This is a genomic window from Rhizobium sophoriradicis, assembly GCF_003939025.1.
Lineage (GTDB): Bacteria > Pseudomonadota > Alphaproteobacteria > Rhizobiales > Rhizobiaceae > Rhizobium > Rhizobium sophoriradicis.
The window spans coordinates 305231-321087 of record NZ_RQIH01000005.1 but is presented as its reverse complement, the minus strand read 5'-3'; the positions used below and the strand labels follow the sequence as shown (position 1 = coordinate 321087).

15 protein-coding genes and 1 riboswitch are annotated in these 15857 nt (G+C 62.4%); of the genes, 2 read left to right on the top strand and 13 right to left on the bottom strand.

The window, feature by feature from the left end; translation table 11 throughout:
* Positions 1-2: 2 nt before the first annotated feature.
* The 4 genes from EFR00_RS10580 to epmA all read right to left on the bottom strand — a co-directional run bounded on the left by EFR00_RS10580 (position 3) and on the right by epmA (position 3808).
* Complete coding sequence (locus tag EFR00_RS10580; protein WP_077992339.1) at positions 3-1184, bottom strand: acyl-CoA dehydrogenase family protein; 1182 nt, start codon at positions 1182-1184, stop codon at positions 3-5.
* A complete protein-coding gene (locus EFR00_RS10575) occupies positions 1184-1435 on the bottom strand; it encodes an acyl carrier protein (RefSeq protein WP_009992865.1) in 252 nt (83 codons plus the stop codon). The genes EFR00_RS10580 and EFR00_RS10575 overlap by 1 nt, the downstream gene beginning before the upstream one ends.
* A gap of 262 nt (positions 1436-1697) precedes the next feature.
* Complete coding sequence (locus EFR00_RS10570) at positions 1698-2750, bottom strand: lysine-2,3-aminomutase-like protein (RefSeq protein WP_009992867.1); 1053 nt, start codon at positions 2748-2750, stop codon at positions 1698-1700.
* The gene (gene epmA / locus EFR00_RS10565) at positions 2747-3808 is read right to left on the bottom strand and encodes an EF-P lysine aminoacylase EpmA (protein ID WP_077992336.1); all 1062 of its coding nucleotides are present in this window, start codon (positions 3806-3808) and stop codon (positions 2747-2749) included. Before epmA ends, EFR00_RS10570 begins: the two co-directional genes overlap by 4 nt.
* A gap of 148 nt (positions 3809-3956) precedes the next feature.
* Here epmA and efp point away from each other — a divergent pair, with 148 nt between their 5' ends.
* Positions 3957-4526, top strand: coding sequence for an elongation factor P (gene efp / locus EFR00_RS10560; protein ID WP_010031711.1), 570 nt, complete (start codon positions 3957-3959; stop codon positions 4524-4526).
* A 59-nt stretch (positions 4527-4585) separates the two neighbouring features.
* Here the strand turns inward: efp and EFR00_RS10555 are convergent, their stop codons facing one another.
* The 6 genes from EFR00_RS10555 to metA form a co-directional block, all read right to left on the bottom strand.
* Positions 4586-5314: an SIS domain-containing protein gene (locus EFR00_RS10555; protein ID WP_038691979.1), complete on the bottom strand. Its 729-nt coding sequence runs from the start codon at positions 5312-5314 to the stop codon at positions 4586-4588.
* Between the two features lie 17 nt (positions 5315-5331).
* Positions 5332-6483, bottom strand: coding sequence for an N-acetylglucosamine-6-phosphate deacetylase (nagA, locus tag EFR00_RS10550; protein ID WP_009992956.1), 1152 nt, complete (start codon positions 6481-6483; stop codon positions 5332-5334).
* Positions 6483-7514, bottom strand: coding sequence for an SIS domain-containing protein (locus EFR00_RS10545; protein ID WP_077992334.1), 1032 nt, complete (start codon positions 7512-7514; stop codon positions 6483-6485). The genes nagA and EFR00_RS10545 overlap by 1 nt, the downstream gene beginning before the upstream one ends.
* The gene (locus EFR00_RS10540) at positions 7511-8284 is read right to left on the bottom strand and encodes a GntR family transcriptional regulator (protein WP_077992328.1); all 774 of its coding nucleotides are present in this window, start codon (positions 8282-8284) and stop codon (positions 7511-7513) included. The genes EFR00_RS10545 and EFR00_RS10540 overlap by 4 nt, the downstream gene beginning before the upstream one ends.
* A 134-nt stretch (positions 8285-8418) precedes the next feature.
* The gene (locus EFR00_RS10535) at positions 8419-9441 is read right to left on the bottom strand and encodes an aldose epimerase family protein (protein WP_077992457.1); all 1023 of its coding nucleotides are present in this window, start codon (positions 9439-9441) and stop codon (positions 8419-8421) included.
* Positions 9442-9555: 114 nt separating this feature from the next.
* Positions 9556-10479: a homoserine O-acetyltransferase MetA gene (metA, locus tag EFR00_RS10530; RefSeq protein ID WP_077992325.1), complete on the bottom strand. Its 924-nt coding sequence runs from the start codon at positions 10477-10479 to the stop codon at positions 9556-9558.
* Positions 10480-10527: 48 nt separating this feature from the next.
* A riboswitch (SAM riboswitch) is annotated at positions 10528-10605 on the bottom strand.
* A 155-nt stretch (positions 10606-10760) separates the two neighbouring features.
* Between metA and EFR00_RS10525 the strand changes: the two genes are divergently transcribed.
* Positions 10761-12629, top strand: a complete 1869-nt coding sequence (locus EFR00_RS10525; protein WP_077992323.1) for an ABC transporter ATP-binding protein/permease — start codon at positions 10761-10763, stop codon at positions 12627-12629.
* A 49-nt stretch (positions 12630-12678) separates the two neighbouring features.
* Here EFR00_RS10525 and EFR00_RS10520 read toward each other — a convergent pair whose 3' ends face one another.
* Genes EFR00_RS10520 through EFR00_RS10510 form a run of 3 tightly spaced genes read right to left on the bottom strand, consistent with a single transcriptional unit; the run spans position 12679 to position 15743 of the window.
* The gene (locus tag EFR00_RS10520) at positions 12679-14499 is read right to left on the bottom strand and encodes an ABC-F family ATP-binding cassette domain-containing protein (RefSeq protein ID WP_077992320.1); all 1821 of its coding nucleotides are present in this window, start codon (positions 14497-14499) and stop codon (positions 12679-12681) included.
* A gap of 3 nt (positions 14500-14502) precedes the next feature.
* Positions 14503-15159, bottom strand: a complete 657-nt coding sequence (locus tag EFR00_RS10515; RefSeq protein WP_183597839.1) for a thiamine diphosphokinase — start codon at positions 15157-15159, stop codon at positions 14503-14505.
* Between the two features lie 56 nt (positions 15160-15215).
* The gene (locus tag EFR00_RS10510; protein WP_009988832.1) at positions 15216-15743 is read right to left on the bottom strand and encodes a MarR family winged helix-turn-helix transcriptional regulator; all 528 of its coding nucleotides are present in this window, start codon (positions 15741-15743) and stop codon (positions 15216-15218) included.
* Positions 15744-15857: the final 114 nt, after the last annotated feature.

Here is a 15857-nt window from a genome sequence, read left to right as displayed (position 1 = left end):
TGTTACCCCAGTAGGCTAGTGTCCTGCTTGTGGACAAGAAGCATGCTCGACGTATTGCCGAGGATGCGGTCGTTCGAGATCATCAGCTGTGCGGAATGGGCGTCGCGCAGATGGCGTCCCAGGCTGAAGGGCGTGCCGTTCTTGTAGCCCATGATGCCGCAGATCAGCATGGCGTGGTTGACGATCTCCAGGATCGTCTCGGACGAGGCGATCTTGACGTTGTTCATCGCCACGGCAAAGCCCATCGACGACAGCCTGTCGGGATCGGCCTTGGCATGTTCATAGGCCTTGAGGCCGGCAACCACGTTGGATTTCACCATCTGCAGCAGGTTCGACACCTCGGCCAGGCGCAGCGCACCCGGCGGCTGGGCATCCGGCGCCTTGCGGGCAGCGGCGCGCACGAAGGCCTGGGCGCGAGCGACGGCATCGACCGCAATGCCGTACCAGACACCGCTCCAAAGCAGATGCGAGGAGGCGAGCATGGACTGCGCCGCGATTTCGGCAAAAGGCTTCGGCAGGATCTGCTCTGCCGGCGCTTGTCCCTTGAACAGGAAGCCGTCGGAGCAGGTGCCGCGCATGCCGAGCGTGTTCCAGACGTGCGTTTTCTCAAGCGTGTACTGGTCTTTGAGGAAGGCCGTAAGCACCTGATCGGAGGAAGCCGCCTGGGCATGCGCACGCGAGGTGATGAGAATGGCGTCGGCATGCGAGCCGTAGGAAATGACGGTGGCATCCTTCTCGAGGCGGCAGCTATCGCCATCGACCTCAACTGCGCAAATACTGTTGCGCAGGTTTCCGCCGATCCCACCCTCGGTGGTGGCGGAGGCGATCAGCAGTTGCTCGGCAGCAATGCGGCGCATGAAATGGCAATGCCATTGGCTGTCGGCGCCGTGTTCGACAAGGCTCGACAGCTTAATGTGGTGCATCGCGAAGACCATGGCGCTCGCCGCGCAAGCCTGGCCGAGCATCGAGCACAATTCGGCGATCTCGGTGATCGAGGCCGATTCACCGCCGAGATGGTGCGGCACCTGAATGCCGAGCAGCCTCTCGGCCTTCATGGCATCCACGGCTTCCCGTGGGAAGCGGCCCTCGGCATCGACGGCATCGGCATGTTTGGCCGCGATTTCGGCGACACGAGCCACCCTAGCGGTAAGACCGTCCTGCATGATCTTGACGGGGAAGTTCATCAGGCGACCTTCCGGCCATCCTGGATGAGATCGACGGTTTTGGCGATCGCCGAGATGCTCGCGAAGGATTTGCGGTTCAGCAGATTGTCGGGAAATTCGATGTCGAACGCCTCTTCAATGCCGAGCATCAGCTGCACCGAAGCGAAGGACGTCAGACCTGCTGCATAAAGATCGGCATCGTCGGCGATCTGGTCGATCGACGTCGGAAGCTTGCCGAATTTGGCTACGAGGTCGCGGATTGTCTTATTCATCCCATCACTCCAAGATTCTCATGATCCCGAACCGGCGTTCATCGCCTTGTCATGAGCGTTCTTTTAGTGCGGAAAACAGAACATTCCGCTAATTTGTTGGGTTAAATATGATTAGCACTCACAGTTAGGATTTTAGCAATCGGCCCGGCTGGAGTAAAAATACAAATTCTACATCAATCGCTTAATAGAGTTTCGGCAACGAGACTTGCGACGCTCTTCGACGCGACGAGTACAGAAATGACACGCAAAGCGCCATTTTGCGTCAACCGGCGGTGGGATAGGAATGCTCGCCGCCGCGATAATCCGAGACGGAGTAACATCCGTCACCTGTTGCCCTGACAACGCTTTCGCTGATGACGGCCTTGCCGTGACCGCCCGGGATATCGAGGATATAGGCCGGCTGACAAAGCCCGGAAATCCGTCCGCGCAGCGCCGCGACGATCCGCTGCCCCTCGTCGATCGTCAATCTGAAATGGCCGGTGCCGGGCGCGAGATCCGGATGATGCAGGTAATAGGGTTTGACGCGGATCTCGACGAAGGCCTTCATCAGTTCGGCAAGCACATCGGGATCGTCATTGACGCCCTTCAGCAGTACCGACTGGCTCACCATGGCGATGCCGGCATCGACCAGGCGGGCGCAAGCCGCGCGCGCTTCGCTTGTCAGTTCCCTCGGATGGTTGGCATGCAGCGCCACATAGACCGTCTTGCCGCTCGCCTTCAGGGCAGCGATCAGCGCCAAGTCGATCTTTTCGGGATCGACCACGGGAACGCGGGTGTGGAAGCGCACGATCTTGACATGCGCGATTGCCGCCAGCGCCTCCATGATGTCGCGGAGCCGGCGCGCGGAAAGCACCAGTGGATCGCCGCCGGTGAGGATGACCTCCCAGATCTCCTGGTGGCCGGCTATGTAATCGAAGGCTTTCTGCATCGCCGCCGCATCGAGCGTGCCGAGGCCCTGCGGCCCGACCATTTCGCGCCGGAAGCAGAAGCGGCAATAGACCGGGCAGATATGCACGGCTTTGAGCAATACGCGATCGGGATAGCGGTGAACGATGCCTTCGACGGGGCTGTGGGCATGATCGCCGATCGGATCGGCGCGTTCCTCGGGCGCGACCGTCAGTTCGGCGGCGTCGGGCACGAATTGCCGTGCGATCGGATCATCAGGATCGGCGCGGTCGATCAGCCTGGTGACGGCAGGCGTCAGGGCGATCGCGTAACGCGCGGCCACTTCGTCGAGAATTGCACGATGGCCGGGCAAGACCAGCCCGGCCTGCAGAAGATCATCGACGTTCTTGAGCGGTTTGACGGCGTTCATCGCCCATACTCCGCAACCGGCGCCCAGAGCACCTGATCGATGCGCGAAGCCCCCGTCGCCAGCATGACCAGCCGGTCGAAACCGAGCGCAATGCCGCTTGCCTCGGGCATTGACGAAAGTGCCGCGAGCAAATCCTCGTCGATCGGGTAGTTCTCACCATAGACCCGCATCTTCTCGGCCATCTCGATCTCGAACCGCCGCTTCTGTTCGGCGGCGTTGGTGAGCTCGCCGAAGCCGTTGGCGAGCTCGACGCCGCAGGCATAGAGCTCGAAACGCTCGGCAACCCGCGGATCGCGGGCTGATGGGCGGGCAAGGGCCGCCTCCGAGACCGGATATTCGTCGAGAATGGTGATGCGGCCGAAGCCGAGATGCGGCTCGATCTTTTCGACCAGCACCCGGCTGAAGAGATCGGCCCAGCCGTCATCTTCGGCCACACGCATGCCGGCGCGCCTGAGCTCGGCGGCCAGATGTTCGCGATCGGTCGAACCGTCGGCGGCGACGGAGGCGAGAAGATCGATGCCGGCGTGGCGCTCGAACGCTTCGGCGACGCTCACCCGTTCCGGCCCGGCGAAAGGATCGCTCTCACGGCCGCGATAGCCAAGCCTGTCGGTCTTCGCCGTCTCGGCCGCAAGCGCCAGAATGCGCACGCAATCCATCATCAGGCTCTCGTAGCTTTCGCCGGCCCGATACCATTCGAGCATGGTGAATTCCGGGTGATGCAGCGGCCCGCGCTCGCGGTTGCGGTAGACATGGGCAAAACAGGAGATGCGTTGCTCACCGGCTGCGAGCAGCTTCTTGCAGGCGAATTCCGGCGAGGTGTGCAGATAAAACGGCGCCCTCTGCCCGTCCGTCGTCACCGCTTCCGTCGCAAAGGCATGCAGGTGCGCCTCGTTGCCCGGCGAGATCTGCAGCACCGCGGTATCCACCTCGATGAAATCCTCGCGCGCGAAAAACCCGCGTAATACAGCCTGGATCGCATTGCGCCCGATGAGGAAGGGGCGGCGATCGGCATGCACGGACGGGGTCCACCAGGGGGACGCTTTGGCCGAAGATTTCATTCCAAGCTTTCTTCGCCGGAGAAGCCGGTATGGGGGTGGCTATTTCCCGGATTTTAGGTTAGTTGCGCCCCCAAAGAAAAACATTTGCGTCTGCAGGGCGTTTCGACAGTCCTCTACGACGCCGAAAGCCGAGTTACAAGGAAGTCTTATGGTCAAGGTCATCGCCTCTTCGGTCCGCAAGGGCAACGTTCTCGATGTCGACGGCAAGCTCTACGTCGTTCTCACCGCCCAGAACTTTCATCCGGGCAAGGGCACGCCGGTCACCCAGGTCGACATGCGCCGCATCGTCGACGGCGTGAAGGTTTCCGAGCGCTGGCGCACCACCGAACAGGTCGAGCGCGCCTTCGTCGAAGACGTCTCCTTCCAGTATCTCTATGAAGACGGCGAAGGTTTCCACTTCATGAACCCGGCGACCTACGACCAGGTCGTGGTCGATGTCGAAACGATGGGCGACCAAAAGGCCTTCCTGCAGGAAGGCATGTCCTGCATCCTGTCGATCCATGAAGGCATTCCGCTGGCGCTGGAACTGCCGCGCCACGTGACCCTCGAAATCACCGAGACCGAACCGGTCGTCAAGGGCCAGACGGCGTCGTCCTCCTACAAGCCGGCCATGCTGTCGAACGGCGTGCGCACCATGGTGCCGCCGCACATCAATGCCGGCACCCGCGTCGTCATCGCGACCGAAGACAATTCCTACGTCGAGCGCGCCAAGGACTAATCCTGGTTGCATCTCGCGCAAAGGGCCGGCTCAGACCGGCCTTTTTTGTATCCGCGATATCAGAGATGCGGATTGCGCGGCCTGTACTTCTTCACCAGCTTCTGATTGATCTCGGCCGCCCCCGGCATGTTGGCGCTGAGATAGACCGGCGCATCGCCGGATTTGGAGAGCTCCGAGGCGACTTCGGCAAAGATCGCATTGATAACAGTCACCCCGACCGCCGTCGACACCGGCCCGACCCGGAGCCCCGTGCCTTCGAGGTCGAGAACGGCATCACCCGGCGGCAGCCCGTTGTCGAGCACGATATCGGCGACTTCTGCGAGCCGGCGGCGGCCATTGGCGATCGCTGCGGAATAGGCGATCGAGGTGATGGCGATCACCTTGGCGCCGATTTCATGCGCATAATCGGCGGCCTCGATCGGCGCGGCGTTCACGCCGGAATTCGAGGCAATGATAATGACGTCGCCCGGCTGCATGCCGTAACGCTCCAACATCGGCCGCACCAGACCTTGGGTACGTTCATAGACCGAGCTGATGACCGCTCCCTCGTGCAGCATGGCCGACCCGACAAGCACCGGTACAGTGAAAGCGAGCCCACCGGCGCGATAGTGCACCTCTTCCGCCAGCATATGTGAATGGCCGGTGCCGAAGACATAGACGCGCTTGTCGCCGCGGGCGGCATCGAGGATGACCGACGCTGCCTGCACCATCGGCTCGGCAAGTACCTGCTTCAGCGTCTCCAGCCGACCGATCAGATTGGAGAAATAGGCATCGGTGATATCAGTCATGCCAAGTCTCCTTGATGTCAGGCCGCTTCGCCGGCAAGCCAGGTGACGGTAACAGTCAGCGCATCGGTGAGATGGACGAGATCGGCGCGCGCGCCCGGCGAGAGATGGCCGCGATCGGCAAGTCTGAGGAAGCGGGCGGGATAGAGGGTCGCCATGCGCAACGCCTCGGCGAGCGTCAGATCGAGATAGGTGACGCCATAACGGATCGTCGAGATCATGTCGACGTCGGAACCGGCGAGCGTGCCATCGGACAGCACCAGCTTCGAGCAGAAGCCGCCCCTTTCACGCCGGACGGTGCGCCCGTTCAGCGTGAATGAATCCTTCTCAGATCCGACGAGCGACATCGCATCGGTGACGAAGAACAGTTTGCCTTCGCCCCGCTTGGCGCGCAACGCGGTGCGCAAGGCCTTCGGATCGACGTGATGACCGTCGGCAATGATGCCGCACCAAGTGGAGGGATGATCGATCGCCGCGCCGACGAGGCCGGGGGCGCGATGTCCCATCTGGCTCATCGCGTTGAAGAGATGCGTGACGCCGCGCGCTCCGGCATCGAAACGTTCCGCCGCCGCCTCGCTCGAACAATCGGAATGGCCGATGCTGACGGTGACGCCGGCTTCGGCCAGTTCACGCACCTGGGCGACCGTCACCTGTTCGGCGGCAATAGTGACGAGCAGCGTGCCGATCGCCTCACGCGCACGGATGAAGGCCTTGACGTCGCGATCCTCCACCGGCCGCATCAATTCGGCCAGATGCGCGCCCTTGCGCGCCGGCGCCAGATGCGGGCCTTCGAGATGCAAACCGGCGACGCCGCGGTTCCCTCTGACAGCCTCGATCGCGGCCTCGATCGCGGCAATGGAGGCCTCTGCCGTATCCGTGATCAGCGTCGGCAGCAGCGACGTCGTGCCATAGGGCCGATGCCCCTGTGCGATGATCTCCATCGAGGCGACTGATGGTTCGTCGTTCAGCATCCGCCCGCCGCCGCCGTTGACCTGCGCATCGATGAAGCCGGCCGAAAGCACGCCGCCGGCAAGCGTCACCGTCTCGGCGTCCGGCAGATCGTTTCCAGCGGCGATCGCTTCGACCCGGCCGTCGGCAACGATCAGCGCCTTGTCGTCATGAAAGCGCTCGCCGTCGAAGATACGGGCGCCGATGAAGATCTTGCGGGCCATCAGACCGTCTCCGTCACCTTGAGCAGGTTTGCCGGCTTGTCCGGATCGAAGCCCTTGCGGCGTGTTACCGACTCGATCAGCCGGTAATAGACGAGCAGCGACACCAGCGGATCGACGAGACCGTTGCCCGTCGTCGGCACCCGCAGATTGAGGCCAGAGAGCGGCTGCGTGGAGAAACCGACGGTGGTGGCGCCGAGTTTCTGCAGGCGCTCCAGCGCCTGGCCGTTATTGGCGAAGGCCGCGTCGTCGGGCGCAAAGGCGACGATCGGGAAACCCGGCTGCACCAGGCGCATCGGACCGTGCATCAGTTCCGCCAGCGAGAAAGCTTCTGCATGCAGGCCGGCGGTTTCCTTGGCCTTCAAAGCCGCTTCGAGCGCGATCGCGAAGGCCGGGCCGCGGCCGGCCGTATAGAGCGAGGTCGCGTTGAAGAGCACCTCTTCGGCTGCCGCCGTATCGATCCCGGCGGTGGCCGAAAGCGCCTCCGGCAGCTTGACGAGCGCTGTCTGCAGGTCGAACGCGCCGCCGATCGCAGCCGTGACGCCGGCAAGAGCGGCAACGGAAGCGATGAAGGACTTCGTTGCCGCAACGCTCCTTTCGGCGCCGGCATTAAGGCCGAGAACGATATCGGCCTGTTTTGCGAGCGGGCTGTCGGTGACGTTGACGACGGCGATTGTCGTCGCCCCGCCCTTCTTGGCCGCCTCTTGCAGCGCCACGATATCGGGGCTGGCACCCGATTGCGAGACAGTGAAATGCACGCCGCCCTTCAGATGGAGCGCGGCGCCGTAGACGGAAGCGATCGACGGACCGACCGAGGCGACCGGAACGCCGCAGGTGATCTCGAAGAGATATTTGAAGAAGGTGGCGGCGTGATCCGAAGAGCCGCGCGCCGCCGTCGTCACCACGCTCGGGCGGGCGGACGAAAACAGCCGGGCGATCTCGGCAAAGATGGGCTTTTCCTTTTCGAGAAGTGTGGCCACCACCTCCGGCGACTGGCCGGCTTCCTGCAGCATCAGCGACTGGTTCTCACTCATAGGTCATCTCCGATTCTCAATTCGGCAACGAAATCATAGGCATCGCCGCGATAATGCGAGCGGGTGTATTCGACGACGCGCTGGTCTTCCAGGCGCGAGACACGTTCGATCAGAAGCGCCGGCGCGCCAGCCTTGACGTTCAGGATCGCGGCGGAGGACGGGTCGAGGGTGACCGCGGTCAGCCGCTGCAGCGCCCGCACCGGCCTGTGGCCGTTGGCCGCCAGCGCGTCGTAAAGCGATCCTTCGCCGCCGGCATCGTCGCCCAGGAACTTGATCGGCACCACGGCGCGCTCAATCGCCAGCGGCAGGCCGTCGGCTAGACGCAGGCGGTCGAGCCGCAGAACCGGCTCGTCGCCACCGAGGCCGAGCAGGAAGGATTCCTCCGGCGACGGCGTGTTGACCGACCGCGACAAGATTCGTGCGGCCGGCAGCCGCCCGCGCGAGCGCATGTCGGCGGAGAAGGAGGAAAGCCGCCAGAGCGACTGTTCCATGCGCTCCACTCTGCTCGATACGAAAGTACCGCTTCCGTGGCGCGATTCCAGTACGCCCGACGCCATCAGGTCGCGATAGGCGGTGCGCACGGTGACGCGCCCGAGCTTCAAGGCCTCGGCAAGGTCGCGCTCGCCCGGAAGCGCGGTGCCGGGCTTCAGCAGGCCTTCCTGCACAAGGCCGGTCAGGGCCTGCGCCAGCCGCTTGTAGAGCGGCCCGGTCAGGCCCGCGTCACGCAGACCGCGGCTATTCAGTTCCCCTATCAGACTGGTTCTATCCATGGGCAGGCAATAGAACCTATTTAGAACCAATCGGCAAGACGCAATCGGATGCCAATAGAAAAAACCCTCCCCGGCGAGTGTCCGGAGAGGGTTTCATAGCGGTCAAATTTGACAGGCGTTCGTCCGGCGGACGCTCAGCTCTTGGTAAAGATATAATCCGTCTCCTGGCGCAGCACTTCGCCGGGGCGCAGCACCGCATTCGGGAAACCTTGGTGATTGATGGCATCCGGCCAGACCTGCGTTTCCAGGCAGAAGCCGGCGAAGGGGCCGTATTTGCGCCCACCGAGGCCGGGCGCCCCGGTATTCAGCTTGAAACCGGCATAGAACTGCACGCCCGGCTCGGTGCTGCGCACTTCAAGCGACACACCGGAATAAAGGCTGCGGGCGAGCGCGACGCTGCGCTTGGCGGTGCGTTCGGCTGACAGGCAGAAGTTATGGTCGTACAGCACCTGTTCGCTGCCGGCGAAACGCTTCATCGGCGTCATTTCGCGCAGGTCGAATTCCGTGCCGGCAACGGAACGGATCTCGCCGGTCGGCACCTGCCTCTCATCGGTCGGCAGATAATGATCGGCGGCGATCATGATGTCGTGGCCCAGCGCATCCTCGCGGCCGTCGAGATTGAAATAGGCGTGCTGGCAGACATTGGCGAGCGTCGGCTGATCGCTGGTCGATTCGTAGGTCACCGACAGTTCGCCGTTGCCGTGCACCCAGAAGGTTGCCTGGATGGTGCAATTGCCGGGATAGCCGGCGCGGCCATCGGGATCGACGATTTTCAGCACCACGCGGTCGACGGCATGCTCGACGATCGTCCAGTTGCGTTTGGCGATATTGTCGCTGCCACCATGCAGATGCGTGACGCCGTTTTCGTTCGGCTCGAGCTGATAGGCCTTGCCGTCGAGGGTGAATTTGCCGCCGCCGATCCGGTTGGCGCAGCGGCCGGGTGTGGCGCCAAAATAGGCGGAATAGAGCGGATAGCTGTCGAATTCCTCAAACCCGAGCGAGAGCGGCGCGTCATGTCCCTCAAGACGCAGATCCTGGATGACCGCGCCCCAGCTGATGATTTTGGCCGTGAGCCCGCCGCCCTTGATGACCACACGATAGACGGTTTCCCCCGCCTTCGTCTGCCCGAAAACTTCCCGCTCCAACTTCTCCGACATGATCGACATCCGTTCCGTTCTATCCTTGGGGTTCAGGACCGGAACCTGCCCGCATTTGCTTCAATCCGCAACCGGTCGGATCAAAAAGAAATGCCGCGGCATCCGCTCATCCGCTCAGAGATCCATGCCGATCTCTTCGACGTCATAGGGCGTCGTCTGGTAGATTTCGTTGATCCAGTTGCCGAACAGGAGATGGGCGTGGCTGCGCCAGCGGTTCTGCGGCGCAAGCGCCGGGTCGTTATGCGGGAAGTAATTGTGCGGCATCTTGATCGGCACGCCGGCCTCGACATCACGGAAATACTCGTCAGAGAGCGAGGTGGAATCATATTCGACATGATTGAACATGTAGAGCCGCCGGCCCCTTTTCTCATGCACGAGGCAGACGCCCATCTCGCTCGATTCCATCAGGATTTCCAGGCTTTCGGATTTCTCGATGTCGGCGCGCCGCACCTCCGTCCAGCGCGACACCGGCACTTCGAAATTATCGGAAAAGCCGTTGAGATAGATCGAGGAAGGCTTCAGGTTCCGGTGGCGGTAGACACCGAAGGCCTTCTCCTTCAGTTCGTATTTCGGAACGCCGTGGAAATGATAGATCGCCGCCATCGCGCCCCAGCAGACGTTCATCGTCGAATGGACGTTGGTTTCCGTCCAGTCGAGGATCTCCTGCATCTCTTTCCAATAGGTGACGTCCTCATACGGCAGAAGCTCGATCGGCGCCCCGGTGATGATGAAACCGTCGAACTTGCGCTGCTTTACCTCTTCCCAGGTCTGGTAGAAGGCAAGCAGGTGATCTTCGGAGGTGTTCTTCGCCTTGTGCCCGCCGATGCGGATCAGCGACAGCTCCACCTGCAGCGGCGAGGCGCCGACCAGGCGGGCCATCTGCAGTTCGGTCTTGATCTTGTTCGGCATGAGATTGAGCAGCCCGATCTGCAATGGGCGAATATCCTGACGGATCGCCACCGTCTCGGTCATTACCCGTACACCCTCCTGGACGAGGGTTTCGAAAGCGGGCAGCGTATCGGGGATCTTGATGGGCATTGCGGTCACTCGATCAAAATAAAAAACCGGCGGCGACAAAAAATCGCTACCGGTCCGCACGCGGCCCTTTAGCGACTTTTTTAACGTGGCTGCAAGCCGGCCGGCCAAATCACCACGGAATGCCTTAATTAGTCGCTGTTGAGCGACGAATCAACTGCCGAATGCATGCGGCGGCGACTCAGGCAAGCCTCATCACAGTTTAATGACTGATAGAATCTGTTGATAGACCGATAACGCCAGCATGTTAATAATGACAGCATGGGCGGTGTTGGAAAAGCGTGATGGCAGATAAGACCAAGGGGAGGCCGGGGATCCGGAGGCAGGATGGAGTAGGGTATGATTTCAGCCTGACATATCGCCTCGGGGTGATGTTCTCTGCATTCTGGAATTCTGAAGTGCGTGGCAAGGTGCTGTTTCTGGCAACCGTGCTGATCCTTGTCATCCTGGCGACGGCCTATGGCCAGGTCATTCTCAATGAATGGAACGCTCCCTTCTACGATTCGCTCGAGCGCCGCGATCTCGGCGAATTCTTCCATCAGCTTGAAATCTTCGCAATGATCGCCGGCACGCTGCTGCTGCTCAATGTGTTGCAGGCCTGGCTGAACCAGATGACCGCGCTTTATATGCGAGAAGGCCTATCGCGCGATCTTGTCGACCAGTGGCTGAAGCGCAAGCGGGCGCTGCGGCTCGCCTCCAGCGGTCTGATCGGCGTGAACCCGGATCAGCGTCTGCATGAGGATTCCCGCAACCTTGCCGAAAGCACGACGGGGCTCGTTCTCGGCCTGCTGCAGTCGACCATTCTTCTCGTCAGCTTCATCGGCGTGCTGTGGCAGCTTTCGAGCGGCTTCATCTTCCACATCAGCGGCCACAGCTTCTCCATTCCCGGTTACATGGTCTGGGCGGCGATTTTCTATGCCGCTTCCGCCTCGGTGCTGAGCCAAGTCGTCGGCCGCAAGCTGGTCAAGCTCAATGCCGACCGCTTTTCGAAGGAGGCCGAGCTTCGTTTCACGCTGATGCATGCCAATGAGAACATGCCGGCGATCACCGTCGCCCGCGGCGAGGAGAACGAGCGCCGGCGCATCAACACCGACATCAGCTCGGTGCTGCGGGTCGTCAGGCGGCTCGCCATGGCCAATACCAATCTCACCTGGGTTTCGGCCGGCTACGGCTGGCTGGTGATCGTCATCCCGATCATCGTCGCGGCACCCGCCTATTTCTCCGGCGGCCTGACCCTCGGCCAGCTGATGATGTCGGTCGGCGCCTTCAACCAGGTCAATACGGCGCTGCGCTGGTACGTCGCCAATTTCGGCCCGATCGCCGAATGGCGCGCTACACTGATGCGCGTCACCGATTTTCGCCAGGCGCTGCTCGACATGGACGAGGACTACGACCCGAAGGACAGTATTGCCTATGAGAACACCGCGCCCGACACACTGACGCTGAAGGATGTAGTGATCAACGCCAAGATCGGCGAAGACATCGAGGAATGCGGCGGCTTTCGCCTGCGCGAAACCGATGTCTTGGTCAAGGCCGGCGAGAAAATCATGATCAACGGCGATCACAGCGTCAACCGCAAGCTGCTGTTTCAGGCCATGGCCGGCCTCTGGCCATGCGGCAGCGGCACGATGGGGCTGCCGCCGGTCGACGACATGCTGTTCGTGCCCCAGATCGCCTATGTTCCGGGCGGCACCCTGCGCGAAGCCCTGGCTTTCCCCGAACGCGCCGATGCCTACGAGAAGGCGGCCGTCGAGGCCGCCCTCGAAAGAGCCGGCCTGCATTCGCTGATCGCAAGGCTCGATACTCGCGCCCGCTGGGACAAGCTGCTCGACAGCGACGAACAGAAAGCGATCGGCTTCGCCCGCCTGCTGCTGGTGCGCCCGCGCTGGATTATCTTCGACGAAGTGCTGGAAGGCATGGAGCCGGAGTGGCAGGCAACGATGGCAAAGCTGCTGACCTCCATGCCCGAAACCGCGATGATCTATATCGGCCGCTCCGAAGCCTATCTTGAGGCGCTGCAGCCGCGCGTCCTGCATCTGCAGGCGCTGCCTTCAAAATCCGAAGAGCCGCAGCCGCAGGTCGCCCAGCCGGGCGCCAGGGCCAGTGCGGGCGCCGCCGCCATCCCCGCCGACATCCCCTCCCCGGCGCTTTAGGTCGCCTTGGCCGGACCGCTGGTTACAACGAGCGGTTGATTTGTGAAAGTCAGCCCTCCAGCTCCTCTCGCAGCATTTCGAGCTCCAGCCACTCCTCTTCCATGGCAATCAGGCCGGCGCGCAGTTTCTCCATCTCGGCCGCAAGCCGGTTGAAGGCAGCCGGATCGCGCGTGAAGAGATTGGGATCGGCCATGACGAGCTCGCGCTTGGCGATCTCGGCTTCCGCTTTCGACATCTCCTTCGGCAGGTTTTCCAGTGCGAATTTCTGCTTGAAGGAGAGCTTGCCCTTCGCGCCTGCGGCGGCAGGCACCGTCTCCTGCACCTTCGGCTTCTCCGCTGCCTTTTCGGCCTTCTTGCGCTCCTCGAGCGCGCCCTTGCGCTGGGCAAGCATATCCGAATAGCCGCCGGCATATTCGATCCAGCGGCCATCAGGCGCATCCGGCACGGCGGGTGCGATCGTCGAGGTCACGGTGCGGTCGAGGAAATCGCGGTCATGACTGACGAGAATGACGGTGCCGGGGAAGCCGGCGACGATTTCCTGCAGGAGGTCGAGCGTCTCGATGTCGAGATCGTTTGTGGGTTCGTCGAGGATCAGCAGATTTGCCGGGCGCGACAGTATGCGGGCCAGCATCAGCCGGGCGCGCTCACCGCCGGAGAGACTCCTGATCGGCGTCCGCGCCTGTTCCGGCTGAAACAGGAACTCCTTCATGTAGCCGGTGACGTGCCGCTGCTCGCCGTTGACGATCAGGTTTTCGCCACGCCCATCCGTCAGGTAGTTTGCAAGCGTATCCTCCGGATCGAGATCCTCGCGCTTCTGGTCGAGTGTGGCAATCTCCAGATTGGTGCCGAGTTTTATCGTGCCGCTATCCGGAGAGAGCTGCCCCGTCAGCATTTTCAACAGCGTCGTCTTGCCGGCGCCGTTCGGGCCGACCAAGCCGATGCAATCGCCGCGATGCACGCGGATGGAGAAGGGCGCAACGATGGCGCGCTCGCCGAAACTCTTGGTGATCTTATCGGCCTCGATCACCAGCTTGCCGGATTCCTGCGCGTCTGCAGCCGTCGCCTGCACCGTGCCTTGCGGTCCCTTATGGCCGCGATACTGCGAACGCATCGTCTGCAACTCGCCGAGCCGGCGCATATTGCGCTTGCGCCGCGCCGTCACGCCGTAGCGCAGCCAATGCTCCTCGCGCTCGATCGCCTTGCCGAGCTTGTGCTGCTCCTGCTCCTCGGCCTCGAGCACCTGGTCGCGCCAGGCCTCGAAATGCGCAAACCCCCTGTCGAGCCGGCGCGAGGTGCCGCGGTCGAGCCAGACGGTCGCGGTCGAAACTTTTTCGAGGAAACGCCGGTCGTGTGAGATCAGCACCAGGGCGCTGCGGCTCTTCTGCAATTCGCCTTCCAGCCATTCGATCGTCGGCAGATCAAGATGGTTCGTCGGCTCGTCAAGCAGGAGAATGTCAGGTTCCGGCGCCAGCACGCGCGCCAGGGCTGCCCGGCGCGATTCGCCGCCGGAGAGGGTTTTCGGGTCTTCCTCGCCGGTCAGCCCGAGATGCGACAGCAGATAGGTAACGCGATAAGGGTCGTCACCCGGGCCGAGCCCGGCTTCCGCATAGGCCTGCACCGTCTTGAATTCCGCAAAATCCGGCGCCTGTTCGAGATAACGCACCGTCGAAGAGGGATGGCGGAAGAGCTCGCCGGACTGCGCCTCGACCAGGCCGGCGGCAATCTTCAGGAGCGTCGATTTTCCCGAGCCGTTGCGGCCGACCAGACAGATCTTGTCGCCGGGCTCGACCTGCAGCGAAGCACCCGCCAGAAGCGGCGCGCCACCGAAGCTCAAAAAGATGTCGTCGAGTTTCAGAATGGGAGGGGCCAAAAATCAGACTCCGGAAAGATCATAAGGTCGGGCAAGCACGATCGCCCGGCCGCTGCTGAGCGAAAAACGAACCTTGCCTTCCGCCACGTTGGAAATGGTGCGCGACGAGCCGAAAGGCAGATGGAAATCTGTCAGCGGATAACGCGCATTCTCAATCGAAAGGCCGGTCAGCGGGCCGAATCCGGGCACGGAAAACAGGCTGCCTTTGGGGAGATCGAGTTCGATCGTGCCGGCAATCAGCGGCACCGCCTCCTCCTTGCCCGAGGTCAGCAGCATGTCGAAACCCTCTTCCGCCAGGCTGACGGCCGACAACAGGTGCTGAAGGGCATGATCGGAGCGTTCACCGCCGAGCGCGCCGGCGAGGATCAGCCGCCGTGCACCGCGGGCGATCGCTTCCGATACCGCGATCTCGCCGTCCGTTGCCGCTTTTGCCGCCGGGTAGGGCTGTCTCGGCACATTGGGAAACGCCCCGTCGAGATCGGCCGGCGTCGAATCGAAATCGCCGACCCAGAGCTCCGGTGTCACGCCGAGTGCGGCCGCGTGCCGCATGCCGCCATCGGCTGCGATGAAGCGGCTGCCGCCGATGGCACGGCGGAGGCGCTCCGTCAGGCTGAGTTCGCCGCCGAGCAGAATGGTGAAGTTGGATTGGCTCATGGGCATTGCCCTTAGCGCAAACGGGGGGGCGAGGGGAAGGGCCGAAGGATCGGCGGATCACCTCAACCCGGCGTATCCTTGTCACGCGACAGGAAGATCGCCTCGTAGCCGCCGATAAAACGATCGAACAGCGTCGCGAAACGTTCGACATCCTCTTCAGGCCAGTCGGAGACGATCTGAGAGATGATTGCGAATTTCTGCGCACGAATCTCCGCAAGCAGGGCCTCGCCCGCCGCCGTCATGACGACAACGATCCGCCGCGCATCGGCTTGCGACGCCTCGCGGCGCAGCACGTTGCGTCCGACCATGTCGGCGACCACCCTGCTTGCCCGTGAGGGATCAATGCGCAGCATCTCCGCGATCAGGCCGACCGTGACCTCGCCGGCAGGTTGCGCCCTGCGCACAGCATCGAGCACATCGAGATGCGAAAGCTCGAGGCCCGGTGCGGCGCTTTGGATGGCCAACCGGCCGATCAGCCGCCGCCCTGTCAGCAGCCGCATGCGCGCCATGCTCCGGCCGATGAGAGGCACGTTGTCGTCGTCTGGCTCGGCCGGGCTGTTGGACAGGATGCTGGTCAGAGTTTCATTCATGACGACACCATAACAGAGCGGCAGCGGAAACTGAATATGTCGAGGTCAATAATGTGCTATTGACAAATATATGCTAACGGCACATAAAAAGCCGACCAATCGGAACGACGCATC

What these genes read in the sequence shown, in the direction of transcription:
- EFR00_RS10575 (WP_009992865.1), bottom strand. Translation starts at nt 1,435, where the DNA reads ATGAATAAGACAATCCGCGACCTCGTAGCCAAATTCGGCAAGCTTCCG.
- metA (WP_077992325.1), bottom strand. Translation starts at nt 10,479, where the DNA reads ATGCCCATCAAGATCCCCGATACGCTGCCCGCTTTCGAAACCCTCGTC.
- EFR00_RS10510 (WP_009988832.1), bottom strand. Translation starts at nt 15,743, where the DNA reads ATGAATGAAACTCTGACCAGCATCCTGTCCAACAGCCCGGCCGAGCCA.
- EFR00_RS10525 (WP_077992323.1), top strand. Translation starts at nt 10,761, where the DNA reads ATGGCAGATAAGACCAAGGGGAGGCCGGGGATCCGGAGGCAGGATGGA.
- EFR00_RS10570 (WP_009992867.1), bottom strand. Translation starts at nt 2,750, where the DNA reads ATGAACGCCGTCAAACCGCTCAAGAACGTCGATGATCTTCTGCAGGCC.
- EFR00_RS10580 (WP_077992339.1), bottom strand. Translation starts at nt 1,184, where the DNA reads ATGAACTTCCCCGTCAAGATCATGCAGGACGGTCTTACCGCTAGGGTG.
- EFR00_RS10515 (WP_183597839.1), bottom strand. Translation starts at nt 15,159, where the DNA reads ATGCCCATGAGCCAATCCAACTTCACCATTCTGCTCGGCGGCGAACTC.
- EFR00_RS10555 (WP_038691979.1), bottom strand. Translation starts at nt 5,314, where the DNA reads ATGACTGATATCACCGATGCCTATTTCTCCAATCTGATCGGTCGGCTG.
- EFR00_RS10545 (WP_077992334.1), bottom strand. Translation starts at nt 7,514, where the DNA reads ATGAGTGAGAACCAGTCGCTGATGCTGCAGGAAGCCGGCCAGTCGCCG.
- epmA (WP_077992336.1), bottom strand. Translation starts at nt 3,808, where the DNA reads ATGAAATCTTCGGCCAAAGCGTCCCCCTGGTGGACCCCGTCCGTGCAT.
- EFR00_RS10540 (WP_077992328.1), bottom strand. Translation starts at nt 8,284, where the DNA reads ATGGATAGAACCAGTCTGATAGGGGAACTGAATAGCCGCGGTCTGCGT.
- EFR00_RS10535 (WP_077992457.1), bottom strand. Translation starts at nt 9,441, where the DNA reads ATGTCGGAGAAGTTGGAGCGGGAAGTTTTCGGGCAGACGAAGGCGGGG.
- efp (WP_010031711.1), top strand. Translation starts at nt 3,957, where the DNA reads ATGGTCAAGGTCATCGCCTCTTCGGTCCGCAAGGGCAACGTTCTCGAT.
- nagA (WP_009992956.1), bottom strand. Translation starts at nt 6,483, where the DNA reads ATGGCCCGCAAGATCTTCATCGGCGCCCGTATCTTCGACGGCGAGCGC.